15 protein-coding genes are annotated in these 19,973 nt (G+C 71.9%); 7 read left to right on the forward strand and 8 right to left on the reverse strand.

Features of this window, described 5'->3' with window-relative positions:
* Positions 1–82 precede the first annotated feature (82 nt).
* Complete coding sequence (locus tag AB0F70_RS13005) at positions 83–1,465, forward strand: MFS transporter (protein WP_357448494.1); 1,383 nt, start codon at positions 83–85, stop codon at positions 1,463–1,465.
* A gap of 46 nt (positions 1,466–1,511) precedes the next feature.
* Positions 1,512–2,258: a sulfite exporter TauE/SafE family protein gene (locus AB0F70_RS13010; RefSeq protein ID WP_357448496.1), complete on the forward strand. Its 747-nt coding sequence runs from the start codon at positions 1,512–1,514 to the stop codon at positions 2,256–2,258.
* A gap of 1 nt (position 2,259) precedes the next feature.
* Here the strand turns inward: AB0F70_RS13010 and AB0F70_RS13015 are convergent, their stop codons facing one another.
* Genes AB0F70_RS13015 through AB0F70_RS13025 form a run of 3 tightly spaced genes read right to left on the reverse strand, consistent with a single transcriptional unit; the run spans position 2,260 to position 5,338 of the window.
* Positions 2,260–3,768, reverse strand: coding sequence for a tripartite tricarboxylate transporter permease (locus tag AB0F70_RS13015; protein WP_357448498.1), 1,509 nt, complete (start codon positions 3,766–3,768; stop codon positions 2,260–2,262).
* 9 nt (positions 3,769–3,777) lie between these two features.
* Complete coding sequence (locus AB0F70_RS13020) at positions 3,778–4,332, reverse strand: tripartite tricarboxylate transporter TctB family protein (protein WP_357448665.1); 555 nt, start codon at positions 4,330–4,332, stop codon at positions 3,778–3,780.
* 1 nt (position 4,333) lies between these two features.
* Positions 4,334–5,338: a tripartite tricarboxylate transporter substrate-binding protein gene (locus tag AB0F70_RS13025; protein WP_357448500.1), complete on the reverse strand. Its 1,005-nt coding sequence runs from the start codon at positions 5,336–5,338 to the stop codon at positions 4,334–4,336.
* A 356-nt stretch (positions 5,339–5,694) separates the two neighbouring features.
* Here AB0F70_RS13025 and AB0F70_RS13030 point away from each other — a divergent pair, with 356 nt between their 5' ends.
* Together AB0F70_RS13030 and AB0F70_RS13035 are read left to right on the forward strand one after the other, a co-directional pair.
* The gene (locus AB0F70_RS13030; protein WP_357448502.1) at positions 5,695–6,594 is read left to right on the forward strand and encodes an NlpC/P60 family protein; all 900 of its coding nucleotides are present in this window, start codon (positions 5,695–5,697) and stop codon (positions 6,592–6,594) included.
* Positions 6,595–6,724: 130 nt separating this feature from the next.
* Positions 6,725–10,018 (forward strand): BTAD domain-containing putative transcriptional regulator, encoded by a 3,294-nt coding sequence (locus tag AB0F70_RS13035; protein WP_357448504.1) that lies wholly within the window; start codon positions 6,725–6,727, stop codon positions 10,016–10,018.
* Positions 10,019–10,038: 20 nt separating this feature from the next.
* Here AB0F70_RS13035 and AB0F70_RS13040 read toward each other — a convergent pair whose 3' ends face one another.
* Complete coding sequence (locus AB0F70_RS13040; RefSeq protein ID WP_357448506.1) at positions 10,039–11,049, reverse strand: WYL domain-containing protein; 1,011 nt, start codon at positions 11,047–11,049, stop codon at positions 10,039–10,041.
* Positions 11,050–11,209: 160 nt separating this feature from the next.
* Here AB0F70_RS13040 and AB0F70_RS13045 point away from each other — a divergent pair, with 160 nt between their 5' ends.
* Positions 11,210–11,605: a RidA family protein gene (locus tag AB0F70_RS13045; protein WP_357448508.1), complete on the forward strand. Its 396-nt coding sequence runs from the start codon at positions 11,210–11,212 to the stop codon at positions 11,603–11,605.
* A 119-nt stretch (positions 11,606–11,724) separates the two neighbouring features.
* Positions 11,725–12,504, forward strand: a complete 780-nt coding sequence (locus tag AB0F70_RS13050; RefSeq protein ID WP_357448510.1) for a DUF899 family protein — start codon at positions 11,725–11,727, stop codon at positions 12,502–12,504.
* Here the strand turns inward: AB0F70_RS13050 and AB0F70_RS13055 are convergent.
* The 4 genes from AB0F70_RS13055 to AB0F70_RS13070 form a co-directional block, all read right to left on the reverse strand.
* Positions 12,501–14,774 carry an MMPL family transporter gene (locus AB0F70_RS13055; RefSeq protein WP_357448512.1) on the reverse strand — a complete coding sequence of 758 codons (2,274 nt, stop codon included), beginning with the start codon at positions 14,772–14,774 and terminating at the stop codon, positions 12,501–12,503. The two genes, AB0F70_RS13050 and AB0F70_RS13055, sit on opposite strands and share 4 nt — an antisense overlap.
* A 14-nt stretch (positions 14,775–14,788) precedes the next feature.
* The gene (locus AB0F70_RS13060) at positions 14,789–15,949 is read right to left on the reverse strand and encodes an alpha/beta hydrolase (RefSeq protein WP_357448514.1); all 1,161 of its coding nucleotides are present in this window, start codon (positions 15,947–15,949) and stop codon (positions 14,789–14,791) included.
* 95 nt (positions 15,950–16,044) lie between these two features.
* Positions 16,045–17,049, reverse strand: coding sequence for an NAD-dependent epimerase/dehydratase family protein (locus AB0F70_RS13065; protein ID WP_357448516.1), 1,005 nt, complete (start codon positions 17,047–17,049; stop codon positions 16,045–16,047).
* On the reverse strand, positions 17,046–19,373 hold the full coding sequence (locus tag AB0F70_RS13070; protein ID WP_357448518.1) for an MMPL family transporter: 2,328 nt from the start codon (positions 19,371–19,373) through the stop codon (positions 17,046–17,048). Before AB0F70_RS13070 ends, AB0F70_RS13065 begins: the two co-directional genes overlap by 4 nt.
* 65 nt (positions 19,374–19,438) lie before the next feature.
* Between AB0F70_RS13070 and AB0F70_RS13075 the strand changes: the two genes are divergently transcribed.
* A complete protein-coding gene (locus AB0F70_RS13075) occupies positions 19,439–19,936 on the forward strand; it encodes a MarR family transcriptional regulator (protein WP_357448520.1) in 498 nt (165 codons plus the stop codon).
* The last annotated feature ends 37 nt before the right edge of the window (positions 19,937–19,973 follow it).

The raw sequence follows: 19,973 nt of genomic DNA on the forward strand, positions 1-19,973 counted from the left end.
CGGTCGGCAGCCTACGTCAAGGGGGCATCCACACAGTGAGACGCCCTTCCCGGATCGCGGACCTCCTCCTAATGTCCCAGGCATGAGCACCTCCGCATCTTCGACCGCCGGGACCGCCTCCGGCGGGCAGGGCGAGCCTCCGGCCGGCAACCCCAGAGGCCGCGTCGTCGTCGCGTCCCTCATCGGCACCTCCATCGAGTTCTACGACTTCTACATCTACGCGACCGCGGCGTCGCTGGTGTTCCCGGCGCTGTTCTTCCCGAACGCCGCGGACCCGACGACGCAGCTCCTGTCGTCCTTCGCCGTGTTCGGCGTCGCGTTCGTCGCGCGGCCGCTCGGCTCGGTGGTGTTCGGCCACTTCGGTGACCGGATAGGCCGCAAGACGACCCTCGTGGCCTCGCTGCTCACGATGGGTATCGCGACGATCCTGATCGGCCTCATCCCTGCGGCGTCGACGCCTGGCTGGGCCTTCGCGGCCCCTGCCGTGCTCGTGGTGCTCCGGTTCTGCCAGGGCCTCGGCCTCGGCGGTGAGTGGAGCGGTGCCGCGCTGCTCGCCACGGAGAACGCCCCGCAGGGCAAGCGCGCCATCTACGGCACGTTCCCGCAGCTGGGCGCACCCATCGGCTTCATCCTGGCCAACACGGTGTTCATCGCGCTGTCGACCTCGCTCACGCCCGAGCAGTTCGCCGACTGGGGCTGGCGCATCCCGTTCCTCGCGTCCGCGATCCTGGTGATCGTCGGCCTGTGGGTGCGGCTCTCGCTGCTGGAGACGCCGGCGTTCCGCAAGGTGCTGGAGGCCGAGGCCGTCACCAAGGTGCCCGTGGCCCGCGTGTTCCGCACGTCCTGGAAGCAGATCGTGTCCGGCACGTTCATCATGCTGGCCACCTACGTGCTGTTCTACCTGATGACGACGTTCACGCTGAACTACGGCGTCGCCCCGACGGCGCCGACCGACGGTTCCCCGACCGGCCTCGGCTACGAGAAGATCGACTTCCTCTGGATGCTGATCATCGGTGTCGTGTTCTTCGGCGTCTTCACGCTGGTGTCCGGTCCGCTGGCCGAGCGGTTCGGCCGCCGCAAGCACCTGATCTGGGTGACCGTGGCGATCATCCTGTTCGGCGGGACGTTCGTGCCGCTGTTCGCGGCGGGCGACGTCGGCGTGCAGACGCTGCTGATCCTGGGCTTCACGCTCATGGGCCTCACCTTCGGCCCGATGGCGGCAGTCCTGCCCGAGCTGTTCCCGTCCAACGTCCGGTACACGGGCTCTGGCGTCGCGTACAACCTGTCGTCGGTGCTCGGCGCGGCGGTTGCCCCGTTCATCGCGGTGTGGCTGTGGGCCCAGGCCGACGGCTCCCCCGTCCTGGTGGGCGTCTACCTGTCCGCGATGGCGGTGGTCACGCTGGTCGCCCTGCTCATGACGCGCGAGACGCGGGACGTCGAGTACGACACCAACGTGAGCGCCTGACGCAACCACGTTATCCCGCCGTCGAACGGCGGGATAACGTGGCCGCGTGGAGACGACGGCCCTGATCGCAGCCTGCGTGGCCGTCGTACTGGGGGCCGGTCTGCAGCGGGTCGCCGGGATGGGCCTCGGCATGGTGGCCGCCCCGGTGCTCACCGTGCTCCTCGGGGCCTCGGTGGGCGTCCTGGTCAGCAACGTCGCTGCCATCGTGACGGCGCTGCTCATCCTGCGGGCGCTGCGCGACCGGGTCGAGTGGCGACGCGTCGTGACGATCCTGCCGCTGATGCTCGTCGGTTCGGTGCTCGGCGCGCTCACCGTGCGCGAGGCCGACGCCGCGTGGCTCGACGTCATCGTCGGTGGGTCGGTGCTGCTCGCGCTGGCGGCGTCGGCGGTCCTCCGCCGGCGGGTGCGGATCAAGGGCCGGTCCGTGGCCGTCGCGACCGGCCTGGCGGCGGGCTTCATGAACACGACGTCGGGCGTCGCCGCACCCGCGTGGACCGCCTACGCGCTGGCCACCCGCTGGGACCACAAGTCGTTCGCCGCGACCCTGCAGCCGCTGCTCGTCGTCATGAACACCATGTCGGTGGCCACCAAGCTGGCCTTCGGCGCGATCCCGCCCGGCCACCTCCCGGCGTGGTGGGTCTGGCCGCTGCTGCTGGCCGGCGTGCTCGCGGGCGTGGGGCTCGGGGCCCTCCTGGCCCGCCGGATCCCCACCCGGATCGCATCGGCGATCGCGCTGACGGTGGCCGTTGCGGGCGCCCTGACGGCCCTGACCCGGGGCGTCCTCACCGTCTGACCTACTCGTCCTCGGCGAAGACCACATCCCGCTTGCGTCGGATCATCGGCAGCACCGTGACCACCAGCGCGACCACCGCGAGCGCCAGCAGGACCCCCGAGATGGGTCGCGTGACGAAGACGGTGGGGTCGCCGCGGGAGAGCAGCAGCGCCCGGCGCAGGTTGTCCTCCAGCAGGGGTCCGAGCACGAACCCGAGCAGCAGGGGCGCCGGCTCGCACCCGGACCGGATCAGCACGAAGCCGAGCACGCCGAAGACGGCGACCGCGAGCACGTCGTACGGGTTCTGGCTCAGCGAGTAGGTCCCGATGCAGGCGAACACCACGATGGCGGGGAACAGCACCGAGTACGGCACGGAGAGCATGCGCACCCACAGCCCGACGAGCGGCAGGTTGAGCAGCACCAGCAGCACGTTGCCGATCCACATCGACGCGATGAGGCCCCAGACGAGGGCGGGCTGCTCGGTCATCACGTCGGGGCCTGGCGTGATGCCCTGGATGATGAACGCCCCGGCCATGAGTGCCATGACGGGGTTGGCGGGCAGGCCGAGCGTCAGCAGCGGGATGAACGACGTCTGCGCCGCCGCGTTGTTCGCCGACTCCGGCCCGGCCACGCCCGCGATCGCCCCGTGCCCGAACTCGCCCGGGTTCCGCGAGACCCGCTTCTCCACGGCGTAGGAGGCGTACGAGGCGAGGATGTGGCCGCCGCCCGGCAGCACGCCGAGCAGGGAGCCGAGGCCGGTCGCGCGGAGCACCGGGCCGACGATCTGCCGCAGCTCCGTCCGGCTGGGCCACAGGTTCGCCACGCGGCTCACCACGCGGGTCCTGGTCCTCGGGTCGTGCAGGTTGCGCAGGATCTCCGCGATGCCGAACACGCCGACGGCGACCGCGACGAAGTTCAGGCCCTGGTACAGCTCGCGCACGCCGAACGTGAACCGCGGCGTGCCGGTGTACATGTCCTGTCCCAGCGTGCCGAGCAGGATGCCGAACACGATCATCGCGAGCGCCTTGAGCGTGGACCCGCTCGCCAGCGCGATCGACGCGATGAGGCCAAGGACCACCAGCGAGAAGTACTCGGCGGAGCCGAACGACAGTGCGGCACGGGCCAGCACGGGGGCGGCGACGGCGAGCACCACCGTCGCGACGGTCCCGGCCACGAACGACCCGATCGCAGCCACGGCGAGCGCCACGCCGGCCCGCCCGGCGCGCGCCATCTCGTGCCCGTCGATCGCCGTCACCGCGGCCGACGACTCGCCCGGCAGGTTGAGCAGGATCGCCGTCGTCGACCCGCCGTACTGGGCGCCGTAGTAGATGCCCGCGAGCATGATGAGGGCCGACGTCGGGTCGTCGAACCCGAACGTGATCGGGAGCAGCAGGGCGATGGTCGCCGTCGGCCCGATGCCGGGCAGCACGCCGACGGCGGTGCCGAGCGCGACGCCGAGCAGGCAGAACAGGACGTTCTGCCACTGCAGCGCCTCGGAGAACCCGAGCGCGAGGTTGTCCAGCAGGTCCATCGGGGCCTCCTACCCGCCGAGCCAGTCGCCGAACAGCGCGAGGCGCAGCTGCAGGAGGACCACGAAGATGAGCCAGCTCGCCAGCGCCAGGCCGACGGCGACGGCCAGGGCCCGCAGCGGTCTGGTGCCGGGCCGCGCCATGGCCGCGAGCAGGCCGGTGCCGAAGGTCGCGGGCAGCAGGCCGAGGCCGTCGACGGTGAGCGCGAAGAATCCCACGGCGGCGAAGATCGCCGCCGTCGGGCGCCACTGGATCCCGGCGAGCGGCCGGGGGTCCGGGAGGTCCGCGTCGGGTATCACGCGGTCGGACGGCGAGGTGGTGGACGCCTCGCCGTCCGACACCGCGCGATCCGGCGCCAGGTCGGGGGCGACGTACGCCTTGGCGACGATGACGGCGCCGAGCGCGGCGAGCACCAGGCCGAGGGCGAGCGGCACGTACCCCGGCCCCATCTCGAGGAGGGAGCCGAGCTCGTACCCGAGCGCCCCGATCGCGAAGGCCGCACCGAGCCCGACGAAGATCAGCCCCGAGACGAGGTCGCCCGTCGAGCGGGGCCGCAGCGCGCCGATGTCAGCCTCCCTGTCCGGCGCCGATGATCTCGCCCCAGGTAGCGATCTGCTCCTCGAGCAGCGCCGCGTGCGCCTCCGGGGTTGCCTGGTCCTCGCTCACGGGCGCCGTGCCGAGGTCCGCCATCTGGTCGATCACCGTCTGGTCGGCCAGCGCCACCTGGAGCGACTCGGTGAGCTTGGTGACGACCTCGTCGGGCGTCTCGGCCGGGACGTACAGGCCGTGCCACACGCTGACCTCGATGTCGGGCTGGCCGCCCTCCGCGGTCGTGGGCAGGTCCGGGAGCGCCTCGATGCGCTCCGGCGTCGTCACCGCGTACGCCTTGACCTCGCCCGCCGTGATCTGGCCGGTCGTGTTCGTGGTCTGGTCGCACATGAAGTCGACCTGGCCGCCGACGAGCTCGGTCATCGCGGGACCCGTGCCGTCGTAGGGCACCGCCGTCACCTCGACGCCGAGGGCGTCCGTCAGGAGCAGGCCGCACAGGTTGGACGCCGAACCCTCGCCGGCGTGCGCCATCGTCACCGTGTCGGCGTTCTCCTGGACGTAGGTCACGAACTCCTCGAACGTCTCCGGCTCGAAGTCGGAGCGCGCGATGATCGTCATGGGCACCTCGGTGACGAGGCCCACCGGCTTGAAGTCGGCCACCGGGTCGTAGGCGAGGTCTTCGTAGAGCGCGGGCGCCGTGGACATGCCGATGTGGTGCATGAGCACCGTGTAGCCGTCCGGGTCGGCCGTGGCGGCCTGACCCGCCCCGACGGTGCCGCCCGCCCCGTCGATGTTCTGGACGACCAGCTGCACGCCCAGGTCCTCCGACATGGGCTCGGCGACCATGCGCGTCACGGTGTCGGTGGGGCCGCCGGCGGAGAACGGCACGATCACCTCGATGTCGTCCTCGGGGTAGGCGGCGGGGTCGCCGCCGCCGCCCGAGGAACAAGCGGCCAGGATGAGACCGAGGCCGGCCAGCGCAGCGATGCGCGCGGCCACCTTTCGGGGTCCAGCGGGATTCATGTCCGTCTCCGATCATCGTTGATCCGGCAGAGGTTGATCCGTGTACTGATTCGCGACAGTACCTCCGGGCATGTGACGGCCGCCACAAACTGGGCGCGGTATTGACCGAACGGTGACCTCCTCAGCCGACGGCGTCCGCCAGGTCCTCGGCCGCACGCCCCGCGACGTGCGGGCGGTGCTGACCGAGGCGCTTACCGCGGGGCAGGGCGCGTGACCTGACCGGGCGTCCGGTGCGCCTGCCGGTGAGTCACCGGCGGGCACGGACCCGATACGGACGAAGTACGGGCGGAGTACGGGAATTCCCCGGAGTGTCCGGATTCCTACCTTGGGCGCATCCCCCAACGAAGAAGTGCATGATGCAGCTCAAGAGAATCGGCCGGGTACTCGCAGCACTCACACTGGCCGCCGCTTCGCTCGCCGGCTCGCTCGGCGCCCAGTCCGCCCTCGCGCCCGCCGCCCAGGCGGAGGCCTCGTCGTCGGACCCGAGCATCCGCGGCGTGCACCTGGAGTGCGGTGGCGCGGAGGCGTACGTGTCAGTGCGCTGGTGGGACTCCGGGGCCGTCTCGGTGAGCTACACGATCAACGACACCAGCACCTCGGACGGCCTCACTCCGAAGATCCAGCTCACCGCCCACAACACGAGCCAGGCCCAGCCCTACGAGTTCGACGGCAGCGGGTGGCTGGTCATGCCGCTGGCCGACACGAGCAATTCCGGCGGCTTCGGCTCCTGGAACCCCTCCCAGGTGGGCCACGTGCTCGACCTGGCCGTGACGCTCAAGAACGGTCTGGACCCCGAGTCCGGCGACAAGTGCACGGCCAGCAGGCAGATCTGGAACTGGGGCCAGAACGCGCTCCGGGTGGCGCAGCTGCAGAAAGGCACGGCCTACCGGCTCGGGGGATGTGAACCGTACGTCCTCCTCGACCGCTCCTGCCTCGTGCGGCGGTCCTACTCCGGGCTCTCAGGGTTCGGGACCACACCGCGCGATACCCGATCACAGACGACCTGGCTGGAGGCGCTGGCGACCGACGGGCGGCAGACGAAGGTGGATGCGCTCAAGGTCAGTGCCGCGGACGTCCAGCAGGGCGACCTGATCTTCTACGACTGGGAGAACGACAACCACATCGACCATGTGGCCTTCTACTGGTCGCCGGGTCATGTCTACGACACCTCCTCGCCGGACCGCGCCGCGGGGGTTCGCGCACAGTCGCTGACTTCCGACGTCGCGGCCGTCTACCGCGTCACCGGCGTGAGCTAGCCGCAGACCGACACACGCCCCTGGCCGGGCCGACAGGCATCCTGTCGGCCCGGTGTCAGGCGCGCCCAACCGTGGGTGAAAACCGGGGTGGGCCCCAGAATGCACCAGATCCTGACCTACGATCGCTTTTGTGGTGGTCAATCGTGAGCAAGATGTGGCAGGCAGCTCCGAGGACCCTACGGCGACGTCGATCGGTGAGCTGCTCAGCACCTACCGACGCCGGATCGGGCTGACCCAGCGGGACCTTGCCGACCGGGCCGAGCTCAGTGTGGGTGCGGTACGGGACATCGAGCAGGGCAGGAGCGGCCATCCCCGGCAGAGCTCCGTCCAGGCGATGGCCACGGCCCTCGACCTCGGCCCGACGGCGCTGGCGGCCCTCCGGGCGATGCTCGCCGACACCGCATCCGAGCAACGGCCGAACCGGAGCTCCGTGGTGGGCGAGCCGGTCCGGATCAAGGTCCTCGGACCGGTGGAGCTGTGGCACGGCGACACCCGCACGGCCCTCGGGTCCACCATGCAGCATCTGCTGCTGGCCCGGCTGGCCATCAGCACCGGCCAGCCCGTCGGCAGGGACGAGCTGGTGGACCTGCTCTGGAAGCAGGAGCCACCCGACGAGGCGACCAAGCTCCTCCGCACGCACATCACCCGCCTCCGCCGTCTGCTGGGTCCCTCCGGCACACAGCTGATCGTCGCGACGCACACCGGGTACCGGCTCGAGGTCACGCCCGACCAGCTCGACCTGCTGCAGTTCCAGACGCTCGCCCGGCAGGCCGAGAGCGTCGCGCCCGAGGCGGCCTTCGCCCTCCTCCTGGAGGCCGTCGGTCTGTGGCGGGGCGAGCCGGGTCTCGACGAGCTGCGCGAGACGCCGTCGGCGGCCGCGATCACGGACGAGTACGTAACCGTCCTGTGCCAGTTCGCGGCGGTCGCGCGCAACGTCGGGCGTCCGGAACGCGCGCTCGGGCCGCTCCGCCTGCTCGCCACGCGACTGGAGCTGAACGAGCCGCTGCACGCCGAGCTCATGATCACGCTCGCCGCGAGCGGCCGACAGGCCGAAGCGTTGGCTGCCTACGAACGGATCAGGGCCGACCTAGCCGACCAGCTCGGCCTCGACCCCGGGCAGGAGCTCCGCGAGACGCACCTCGGTGTCCTGCGTCAGGGGTGGCACCTGTCCGAGGCGCGTGTGCGCCCGGTGATCCAGCAGGTCCCCGCTGCGCCGTCCGGGTTCGTCGGGCGGACGGACGAGTTCGCCCGCATCGCCGCGAGCCTCGCCCGGCCGGACCTGGAGGCACACGACTCCTCGTCCCGGCTCGTCCTGGTGCACGGCCCGGCAGGCATCGGCAAGACGGCGTTCGCGCACGCGGCGTCGACCCGGCTCCGGGCGCACTACCCGGACGGCCAGCTCTACGCCGACCTCGGCGGTTCGTCCGGCACGACGGTCGAGCCGATGACGGTGCTCGACCGTTTTCTCCGCACGCTGGGCGTTCCGGGGCACCAGGTGGGCCGCGACCTCGACGAAGCGGCGTCCCACTTCCGCAGCGAGCTGGCCGACCGCCAGATGCTCGTGGTCCTCGACAACGCGCGGGACGCGGACCAGGTGCGCCACCTGATTCCTGGGACCGGCCGGAGCGATGTCCTGGTGACCAGCCGCCACCTGATCCGGGGCCTGGACGCCGCCGCGGTGATCGGGCTCGGTGCGCTGTCGCCCACTGAGTCGGTGGACCTCATCGCTTTCGTGACGGGCAGGGACCGGACCGGCGTCGACGGCTCTGCCGCGAGCGAGCTCGGCGAGGCCTGCGGGCACCTCCCGCTCGCGCTGCGCATCGCGGCGGGGCGGCTCGCCAGCAGGCCGTCGTGGGCCGTCAGCGACCTGGCGCACCGTCTGCGCGACGAGAACGGGCGACTCGCCCAGCTCGACGACGGGACGTCGAGCGTGCTCGTGAGCTTCCAGCTCAGCTACGACCGGCTGGACGACGCCGCGCGGCGGGCCTTCCGGCTCGCCTCCGTGCACCCCGGCGAGGACTTCGGGGTCCCGGCGACCGCCGCGCTCCTCGGCATCGACCTGGCCGCCGCTGAACGTCTGCTCGACGAGCTGCTCGACGCGAACGTGCTCCTGCAGTACTCGCCCGACCGCTTTCGTTTCCACGACCTGCTCCGGCTGTACTCCCGCAGGCTGGTCGGCGCCGGTGACGAGCGGAACGAGGCGGAGGAAGCACTGGACCGCCTCATGGAGTGGTACGCGGAGCGGGTCACCGCGGCGATGGAGTGGGTGTACCCGCAGCTGGTCCGGCTCGGCGGCCACCCCGAACGCGAGCGGTGGTTCGACAACGAGCCACAGGCCCTCGACTGGCTCGACATGGAGTCCGGCACCCTGATCCGCCTGGTCGAGCAGGCGGCGGAGGACGTCCACCGGGCGTCCTTCGCCTGGACGGTGTCCGACCAGCTGCGGGGTTATTTCCTCATCCGGCGCCACCTCGACGGCTGGATCCGGGTGGCGGAGGCCGGGTGGCGCGCCGCTGCCGGATCGCCCGACCTACGGGTCCGGGTCGCCGCCCTGCTCGGCCGGGGACAGGCCCTGGGCGCGACCGGCCGCGACGCCGAGGCGCTCGACGTCATGCTCGAGGCCCAGGGAATGGCCGAACGCTGCGCCTGGGGTGCCGCGGCGGCCTACCTCGCCCACAACGTCGGCTGGCAGTACTTCGAGTTCGGTATGCCGGCTGAGGCCGACACCTGGTTCAGCAAGGCCTTCGAGCTGACCGCGGACGATCCGGAGGGGCACGTGCGCGCCGCGTCGCTGAACGGCTCGGGCATGGTGCAGCTCGACAGGGGGTCTCCCGACAAGGCCGCCGAGCACCTCGGGGCGGCCCTGGCGATCAACGAGGCCGCGGGCAGGGAGGCCTCAGCCCTCGCCAACCGCGGCAACCTCGCGAGCGCGCTGCGCCGGCGCGGAGACCTGGACGAGGCGGCCCGGCACCTCGACGTCGCGCTGCAGGGCTACCGCCGCCGTGGCGACGTGCGGGGTGAGCTCTCGACGCTCGACGAGCTGAGCCTGCTCGCGACCGACCACGAGGACCACGCGCAGGCGCTGAGCCTGGCCAGGCAGGCCTACGAGCTCGCGCTCCGGGTGAACGACAACCGTGCGCGCGTCATGACCGCCTGCACGCTCGGGGACGCGCTCCGGAACTGCGGCGACATCTCTGGTTCGATCGACCACCTGCGGACCAGTGCCGACATCGCCGTGGAGCACTCCTACACCTACTCCGAGGCCAGAGCCCAGCTCGGGCTCGCCCGCTCCCTCCGCCTGAGGGGCGACGACGAGCAGGCACGGCTCGCGGCCGAGCGCGCCGGCACCATCGCGCACGAGCGCGGGTACACGCTGCTCGCGACGGCCGCCGAGGCTGTTGCCGAGGCGGTCGCGGCCCGCTGAGGGCAGCGCCCGGCGGATGCTCAGGTCGCGCCTTCGGTCGGGCCTTCGACCGGGGATGCGGACGGCGCCGCGTAGCGGGCGGCCAGCGCGGCGGCGCGGTCCCGGAGGGCGGCGCGCAACGACGGCGGGGCCAGCGCCTCCGCGTCCGTGCCGAGCTGCCAGAGCGCCCACACGGCGTGGCGGAGGTCCTGGAACGTCACCTCCAGCCGGAGCCGGCCGTCGTCGTCCACCGCTTCCATGAGGACGGCGAGCGCCGTGCCCACGAGCTCCTCGCGCCGGGCCGGATCCATCCGGACGACCACGGCGACCTGGTCCCCGCCGCTACGGAACCGGGTGCTGCGTTCCTGCCAGATCCGGTCCAGGTCTACCTGGTCCGGTCGCTCGGCGGGTTCCGCGAGCTCCTCGGCGGCGATGATCCGCGACAGCCGGTAGGTGCGGTCCGCGCCGGACGTCGTGGCCAGCAGGTAGCCCTTGTCGCGCACGGTGACCAGGCCGATCGGGTCCACGGTGCGCCAGCTCGCCGGACGGTCCGCCGGTGCGTAGTGGATGCGCAGCTTGTGTCCGGCCAGCACCGCCCGCCGGACCTCGACCATCGCGGTGCCGGGCACCTCGTCGGCGGGCGCCCTGCGGGAGAGGAGGTCCGTCTCCGGGTCGACGAGGAACCGCTGGGCCGCGTCGCTCGTGGTGGCCCGGTGGCTCTCGGGCAGTGCGTCGACGACCTTGCGCATGGCAGACGCGAGCGCCGAGGCGAGACCGAACACCTGCTCGCCCCTGCCCGAGCCGGCGGTCAGCAGGGCAAGGGCCTCGTCGTGGTTCAGCCCGGTGAGCTCGGTCCGGAACCCGGGCAGCAGGGCGAACCCGCCGTGGCGGCCGCGTTCGGCGTAGACAGGGACGCCTGCCGCCGAGAGCGCCTCGATGTCTCGCAGCACGGTGCGGGTAGAGACCTCGAGCTCGCGGGCCAGAGTCTCCGCGGACAGCCGGCCGCGTTGGCGCAGCAGCAGCACCAGGGAGACCAGACGATCCGCGCGCATCCGAAGATCCTACGGAATACCTGACACAGGGTGTCGTGATTTGTGGAGAGGCTCGTGTCCGGCGTCCCAGATCGGCGGCTACCGACCAGCGGTTGCCGGGCCGAGGGACGTGCGTACTCCCCCAGGAATCAGAGAGAGATCGAATGGAGCTGATGTGGCGATGGAACGAACTGCGGTCAACCCGGTGACGTGGTCGGTGGCGATGGGGTTCAACCAGGGCGAGCTGGTCTCCGGGCACACCCGGACCCTGTACTGCTCGGGGCAGACGGCGATGAGCGCCGACGGCAGGCCCGAGCACGACGGGAACCTGGCGGCACAGCTCGCGCTGAGCCTCGCCAACCTCGAAGCCGTGCTCGGCGAGGCCGGGATGTCCCTGGCGAACCTCGTCCGGCTCAACGTCTACACCACCGACGTCGACCTGCTCTTCCAGCACTACGGGGTGCTGGCGTCACGCCTGGGCGCCGCCCAGGTGTCGCCGTCGACCACGATGCTCGGGGTGATCCGGCTGGCGATTCCGGGGCAGCTGGTCGAGCTCGAAGGGACCGCCGTGGGATGACGCGGCCGCGCTGAGCATGCAGCGCCGATGAGGCTGTTGCCGATGAGTAAGGGCCCGGTTGGTCGTCGGTAGGTACGGGGCGCTACGGCCGCGCCGTACCCGACACGTTGGAGGACACCGTGACCGAGACATCCACGACGACCGACCGGCCCGCTCGCCCGCCCGTCGTCGACTGGGAGCGCTGGCAGTCGGCGCGTGACGAGCTCCTGGCCCGGGAGAAGGAGCACACCCGTGCCGGTGATGCCCTCGCCGCCGCCCGACGCCGGCTGCCGATGGTCGAGATCGACGCGGCCACGCAGGTCACGGGAGCCGACGGGCCCGTGCCGCTGATCGACCTGTTCCAGGGCCGCGACGAGCTCGTCGTCTACCAGCACATGTGGCACGACGGCGAGCCGTTCGAGCGCCAGTGCCCCGGCTGCACGATCAACACGTGGCACATCCAGCAGTCCGCCCCGTACCTCGCGGCGCGCGGGGTGTCGTTCGCGATGCTGACCGAGGGGCCGTGGAACGAGGTCGCGCCCTACCTGGAGTTCATGGGCTACACCGAGCCCTGGTACTCGGTGCGGGGCATCGATGCACCGGTCGGCGTCGACATGGGCCACATCGTCTGCTTCCTGCGCGACGGCGACCGCGTATTCCTCACCTACCGGACGACCGGCCGTGGCAACGAGCCGGCCTCCGGGATCTTCGGGCTGCTCGACCTGACGCCCTACGGCCGTGGCGAGGCCTGGGAGGACATGCCGGAGGGCTGGCCCGAGGGCCAGACCTCCTGCTGGTACTGGGCGACGGACGCCGACGGGAACGCCACTTGGGGAAAGACTCGCCGGGCGGTACCGCAGTGGACACGGCCGGGGGCCACTCGGGTGGTCCCCGGCCGCAGCCACGAGCACCAGCACTAGACGGTCGTCTCCTCCCGCACTGGTGCGGGTGCCACCTGCGGGCGCGCACCCTGGCGTCCCTCGGGCGCCCGCAGCCAGCGGGGCGCCCACCAGTTCGCCTTGCCGAGGAGCTTCACGCTCGCCGGGAGCAGCACGAGCCGCACGAGCGTCGCGTCGACGAGCACCACGAGCGCCATACCGAGGCCCACCATCTTGAGGTAGACGACCCCCGACGACAGGTACACGAGGAACGACAGGGCGAGGATGCCCGCGGCCGTCGTGACCAGCGGGGCCGACAGCTGCAGGCCGCGCGCGACGGCGTCCTCGAGCCGGCGGCCGGAGTCGTGCTCCTGGAGGATCCGTGAGAGCAGCAGCACCTCGTAGTCCATGGAGAGCCCGAACGTCACGCAGAACATGAGGATCGGGATCGACAGGTCGAGGGTTCCGGTAGCGGTGAACCCGAGCAGGTTGCTCAGGTTTCCGTCCTGGAAGACCCAGACGAGCACCCCGCCGAGGACCGACAGGCTCAGCAGGTTGAGCACCGCCGCCTTGAGCGGCAGCACGATACTGCGCACCGACACCATGAGCACGAGCGTGCTCACCACCAGGACGAAGAGGAACACCCACGGCAGCCGCTCGACGAGCGCCGAGCGGTAGTCGTCGAGCACGGCGGGATACCCGCCGACGACGGCCCGGGCGCCCTGGCCGGCACCCGCGTTCCCGTTGTCGGCGTTCCCGTTGTCGGCGTTCCAGGTGTCAGCGGTGGTGCGCACGTCGGTGACCAGCCCGTACGGGTCGGTATCCAGGCGCTCCGCCGTCGGGACGATGACTACCGGCGCCGCGAACGTCTCGGGCGACGGGCCGACCGACGCGCCGTCGACGTACCGCTCGCCGCCACCGTGAACCTCTGCGACGCCGTCTACCGTCGAGAACGCCTGGGCAAGGCTGGCCGACTGCTCCGCCGTCCAGGCCCCGCCCGAGCTCGGGAGGGCGAAGAGGCTGTCGGCCACCTCGCTGTCGAAGTCGGCCCGGATGGCGTCCTGGACCTGGCGGCTGGTCGTCTCGGCGGGCAGGATCCGGTCGTCCGGCGGGCCGACCCGCAGCCCGAGCAGGGGCGCGCCCAGGGCGAGGACAAAAACGCCGGCGAGCGCCACATAGACGACGGGGCGCCGCATGGTCCGCCGCGCCACGCGCTCGAACCAGCCGGTCGGTGTGGTCGGCAGGGCGGCGCGCGACAGGTCGAGCCGCTCCCCCAGCAGGGCCAGCACTGCAGGCAGCACGACGACGGCGCCCAGGCTCGCCACCAGCACGACGGCCACACCGGCATACGCGAACGACCGCAGGAACGGGAACGGGAGGAGCAGGAGGCCGAGCAGCGAGGCGGACACCGCCGCACCGCTCACGAGCACCGTCATGCCGGCGCCCCGCACCGCCTCGGCCGCGGCCCGCGCGGGCGAGAGGCCCGCCGCTCGTCCCTCCGCATGCCGGGCGATGATGAACAGCCCGTAGTCGACGCCCAGGGCTATCGCCATGACGAGCACGAGGTTCGCCGCGAACGTCGAGACGTCCGTCAGCGCGGCGACTATCCGCAGCGCACCCATCGACCCGATGATCGTGACGACGCCAAGGGCCAGGATCAGCGCCGCCGGGACGACCCGGCGGAACACGAGGACCAGCAGCAGGAACACACCGGGCAGCACTATCGCCTCGGCGAGGCCGAAGCCCCGTCGTGCCTCGTCCGAGACCTGGCGGAACACCTCCTCCTGCCCGCCGAACGCGACGGTGACCGGTCCGCGGTCACCGGACCACTCCGCGGACAGCTCGCCAACGAGGGCGCGCGCCTCGGTTGCCTCGCCCGCGGCGCGCGCGACGATCAGCGCCTGGCTCCCGTCGCCGCTGCGGAGCACCTCCCAGTCGTCGGACGACCAGTAGGAGAAGACGTCCTCGATGCCCGGCTCGGCGTCGAGCGCCGCCTCGACCTCGCCGGCCGCCGCGGCGACGTCGGCCTGGTCGACGTCGCCGTCGCGTGCCGTGACCAGCACTGTGACGTTGGGCGGGCCGCTACCGAGGCCCGCGAGCTCCTCCTGGGCAAGCACCGCGGGCGACCCGGGGGTCTCGAAGCGGGCGAGCTGGAGCTGCGGGAGCGTGCCCGCGGCGAGGACCCCCGCGACCACGAGGACCAGGGCGCCGATGAGCAGGACCCGCTTGGGTCGCCGGGTGACGGCCTCGCCGAGCCTGCCGAGCCTGTCGTTCCGTTCCGTCCGTACCGGTTCCGTGTGTGCCGGTTCCATCTGTGCCCTTTTCATCAGAGTCCCTCTCCATCGAGCCAGGAGGCCAGCCCGTCAAGGGCCACCTCGTGCTGGCGGGCAAGGTCGAAGTAGTGGCCGGCGTCAGGCACCTCGACCAGGGTCGTCGACGGTGCGCCGACGAACAGGGTCTTGTGCACGCCGCCGAGCTGGACGCGCGCGTCGTACTCCCCGTACAGGAACAGGACCGGCACGTCGATCTCGCGCAGCCGCTCCGCGTCGACCATCACGCCAGAGAGCTGGGAGACCATGTCGCCGCACGGGTGCCTGTTCTGCTTTCCCGCGCTGTACTCGACGACCTCCGGGTCGGTGTCCGCGAAGTTGCCCTCGACGAACTCGCGCCGGCCCAGGTCGTACAGGGCGTAGCCGGACGGGTCGTCCGGCTCCTCGGACGGCGTCCCGCCGGACATGCACGAGCCGAGCGCCGCCTGGAACCGGGCGGTCGCCTCGTCGGTCAGCCCGCCGTCGGCCCAGCCGGAGACGACGACGCCGTCCACGTCGCCGTACGAGATCGCCTCGAGCTGGGCGACCTGCCCGCCGTTGGAGTGCCCGAGGGTCGTCACGCGGGTGAACGCCGGCGAGGGCGTCTCACCCTCCCACTCGTACTCGCCGGACCGCAGCGCCTCGATGACCTGGTGCAGCATGTCCGCCTGCGAGCCGACGCACATGTGCCGCCCGTCGGGCCGGTCGCTCGAGTCGTAGCCGAGCCGGTCGATGGTGAGCGACGCATGGCCTCGTTCGGCCATCTCGTACGAGTGGTGGAAGCCCTCGACGGGCACCCGCCAGTACCACTCCCCCGAGGCGATGCCGTGCTCGTACACCGTCACCGCCCCGCCGCTGCCGAGCATGGTCGCCGGCCCGGTGAGGTGGCCGCGGACCGTGTAGGTCTTGCCGTCGGACGGGCACGCGAGCGCTGACGTGTTGCGGTTGACGACAGAGAAGGAGACCGCCTCGTCGACCACGCCCGGGGGCACGTCCAGCTCGGGCTCGTCCGCCGCGGTCGACGGCTCCGCGGGGAGCGCGACCTCGGCCACGGGGGTGGCAGGCGCGTGCTTTCCGACCTGCGCGCCGGCCGCCGCCGGGCCGACGAGGGCGGCGCCGACGACGGCGACGCCGAGCACGGCGACCGCCAGGGTTCTACCGCGATGTGGTGTGCTCATCAGTGCTGGTTCCTTCACCTCTCGGGTACGGTCTGCCGGCGGGTCCGCCGGCATCGTCGTGCGGGTGCGGGTCGTGCGGGTGCGGTTCGGTCGGCTCACAGGAGCCCCTCCGCCCGGTACCAGGCGGCCTCGTCACGGAGGGTGTCCGCCGCCGGCCGGAACTCGACGCCCAGCTCCCGCCGCACGCGGTCGGAGCTGACGCGCGCCTTGTCGCCCTGGACGAGGACCTCGGCCCCGGCCCTGTTCGTGACGTCCTCGCGGCCCGTCAGCCGGTTGACGGCGCCGAGGCCGCTCGCCAGGGCGAGCGTGAGCCCACCCGGCAGGGCACGCGGGGCACGGCTCCCTGTCTCGCCGGCGATCACCGCGGCGAGGTCGCGCAGACGTTCCCACCTGCCGGCGGCGACGTACCGCCGTCCGCTGACCCCCGTGTCGAGCACGCGAACGCAGACCTCGGCGACATCGCGTGCGTCGACCATGCTGTTGCCGACGTCGGGCAGGACGGGCACCTCACCCCGGGCGATCGACAGGAAGAGCCGGCCCGACGACGTCGGGCCGCTGTCGCCAGGGCCCCACATCCAGCCGGGCAGGACCAGCGGGACCGACGGGCGGCGTCCGCGCGCCACGTGCGCCTGGACGACGGCCTCGGCCGCGACCTTGCTCGCCGCATACCCGTTCACGGCGTCGGCGGGCGGGGGCGACTGCTCGTCGGCGGGTGCGGACACGTCGCCCCTGGCGAGCGCCGCGGTGGAGCTCACGTGCACGACGGTGTGGATGTCGTGCCGCTCGGCCGCGGCCAGGAGGCGCCCCAGCGCCGCCACGTTGGTCTCGTACAGGAGCTGCGGGTCGGCGCCCGGCAGGTAGTACTCCCGGAAGTACGCGGCGGCGTGCACCACCGAGCCGACGTCGGGCAGGACCTTGTCCCACACGTCCGGGTCGAGGGTGTCGCCGACCACCACCCGTACCTCGGGCGGCAGGAGCCGGGCGGCGCGCTCGGCGTCCCGGGCGAGCACGGTGACGGGCCGGTCGTGCTCGACGAGCCGGCGCACCACCGACGAGCCGAGGAGACCGGTGGCGCCGGTGACGAGAACGGGGTCGGTCATCTTTCCTCCGCGGTGGTGGCGAGGACCGGTACCCGGTCCGACGGGGTCTCGTGCCTGGTGCCGGCCGCCGTCGCGGGCGCCACGACGGGAGCGGGTCCCTCCTCGTGCCACCCGATGCGGGCGTGCAGCCGGCGCAGCGGGCCGGGCGCCCACCACGTCCACCGCCCGGTGAGTGCCATGAAGGCCGGGACGAGGGTGGTGCGCACGATGGTGGCGTCCACGAGGACCGCGAGCGCCACACCGAAGCCGAGCATCTGCGTGTTGGCGATCCGGGAGGAGCCGATGGCGATGAGCACGGTGGCGAGGATGAGCGCCGCGGCCGTGATGACGCCTCCGGTGCGCTGCATGGCGGTGGCGACCGCCTCCTGGAGGTCGCCCGTGCGCCGGTGTTCCTCCACGGTCCGGGCGAGGAGGAAGACGCCGTAGTCCATGGAGAGTCCGAACGCGACGCACGCCATGAGCACCGGGACTGTCGTGTCGATATAACCGGTGGGGGTGAACCCGAGCAGGCCGGCGAGGTTGCCGTCCTGGAACACCCACACGATCGCGCCGAGCATCGCGGTGAGGCTGAGCCCGTTGGCGAGGACCGCCTGCAGGGGCAGGACGACGCTGCCGGTCAGGAGGAAGACGATGATGAGCGCCGAGCCGATGGCGATGGCGAGCGCGATGGGCAGGAGGCTCCCGATCGAGTCCTGGCTGTCGACGAGCGTGGCGGGCTGTCCGCCGACGGAGAAGTTCTCGGCCTCCGGGAGGGCCCGGATCTCGCGCGCCATCTCCTGGGCGCGGGCGCTGGCCAGCGGGATGTCGGCGTCCGCGGTCACGGTGAGCAGGACCGGGTAGTCGCCAGGGGCGGGTACCACGAGGTCGCCGACGACCGTCGAGACGGAGGCGCCGGTGCCGGGCACCGGTTCGACGTCGTCGATCCCGTCGATGCGCAGGACGGCGTCACGCACCGCGTCGATGTCGTCGGTGTCGCTGCCCGCCGGGAGCATCAGGGTGGCCATGGACTCGCCGCCGGAGGTGAACTCGTCCCGCAGGAGCTGCTGCGCCGCGCGTACCGGCGAGTCCTCGGCGAGCTGCCGGAAGTCGGCCTCGCCGAAGGCGACGCCCCGGAACGGCAGGGCCAGGATCAGGAGGCCTGCGCCGACGGTGAGGGCGACCACCCATCGGTGCCGCATGACGCCACGGGTCCACGACGCCCAGGCGCCGACGGTCAGCCCGCCGGACGCCCCGCCGGCCGCAGGCGCGGGCGGCGGTGTCGCGGGCGTCGTCGGCGGTGCCGTGGCCCTCCGGCGGCGCGACAGCCAGCTGCGGCCGGGCCGGAGCCGGTCACCGAGGAGCGTGAGCACCGCGGGAAGCACGAGCAGCGCGGCGAGCGCCGACAGCGCCACTACCGCGACGCCCGCGTAGGCGAACGACCGGAGGAAGTAGAGCGGGAAGATGAGGAGCGACGACAGCGCTGCCGCGACGGTGATCGCGGAGTACAGCACGGTCCGGCCGGCCGAGCCGACGGTGTTGTGCACCGCCGTCGCGACGTCGTCGGTGGCGACCAGCTCCTCGCGGAAGCGCCGGACCACGAGCAGCGCGTAGTCGATGGCGAGGCCGAGGCCCAGGGCCGTCGTCAGGTTGATCGAGAAGACCGAGACGTCGGTGAACAGCGTCAGGCCCATCAGGATCGCGTTGGTACCCATGACGGAGGCGAGCCCGACAGCGAGCGGCAGTCCCGCGGCGAGGAAGCCGCCGAAGACGACGAGCAGGATGACGAGGGTGATGGGCAGCACGATCAGCTCGGCACGGGCGAGGTCCTCGCGGATCGTCGCCTGGAGCTCCGCGTAGACGGCGCCCGGACCGATGACCGCCACGTCCAGGCCGTCCCGCTCGCCGGCGAACTGGTCCTGGATGGCTGCCACCGCTTCGTTCACCGCCTGCTCGTCGCCTGCCACGCGGGCCGCGACTATCGCGTGCCGGCCGTCCTCGGAACGCAGCGCACTGACCGGCGTGCGCCAGTACGACGAGACGCCCTCGACGCCCGGCGTCTCGGCCAGCCGCTCGGTCAGGCGGAGACCGGGCGCGGCGACGCCTGGCGACGCCACGTCCTCCGGCGCGGTGACCAGCAGCACGACGTCGGGAGCGGCCTGCGGGGCATGGTCCTCGACGGCGGCCGCGACCAGCGACGACTCAGCGGAGGGGTCGGTCACGCCGCCCGCGCCGAGCCGGCTCTCCACGCCGCTGCCGAGGACTCCGCACAGGGCGATGAGGACCCCCGCCACGGCGAGGAGCAGGCGTGGGCGCCGCGTTGCTAGCGCAGCGATATGGTTGAACATTGAAGGCCTCCGTGGCGCCTACAGTAGAATGAGTCGATCATAGGTCTGGCGTATGGATTTCCGCAATGTTCACGGCTGCGGTCATCGACGCCATCAGAAAGGAGCTGGCAGTGGGAATCTCAGAACGAACGCCGCTGTCACAGACCATCGGATACCGCCTGATCAAGGTGGGCGAGATGGCCATGGAGACAGCCGAGCAGGTACTGGCGCCGACAGGGATCAAGCCGAGGCATTTCAACGTGCTCTCCACGCTCTCGGTCGACGCGACCCTGTCTCAGCGCGAGCTGAGCACGGCCCTGGGGATCGACCCGAACGTGATGGTCGACCTCATCGACGAGCTCGAGCGACAGAGCTTCGCCCGACGTGAGCGAAGCCCTGTCGACCGTCGTCGCCACATAGTCGTGGTGACTCCGAAGGGGAAGGCAGCACTCACGAAGGCCCAGGCCGCGGTCGTCGAAGCCGAGGAAGAGTTCCTCGGCGTGCTGAGCGCGGACCAGCGTCGGGTCCTGTTCGAGGCCGTCGGCGTCCTCCTGGGTCTGGCACCGGTGCCGCGGGCGGGCTGAGTCGCCCACCCGCGGACCGACGGGCTGACGTGCCATC

This window comes from Promicromonospora sp. NPDC023805, assembly GCF_040639635.1.
GTDB lineage: Bacteria > Actinomycetota > Actinomycetes > Actinomycetales > Cellulomonadaceae > Promicromonospora.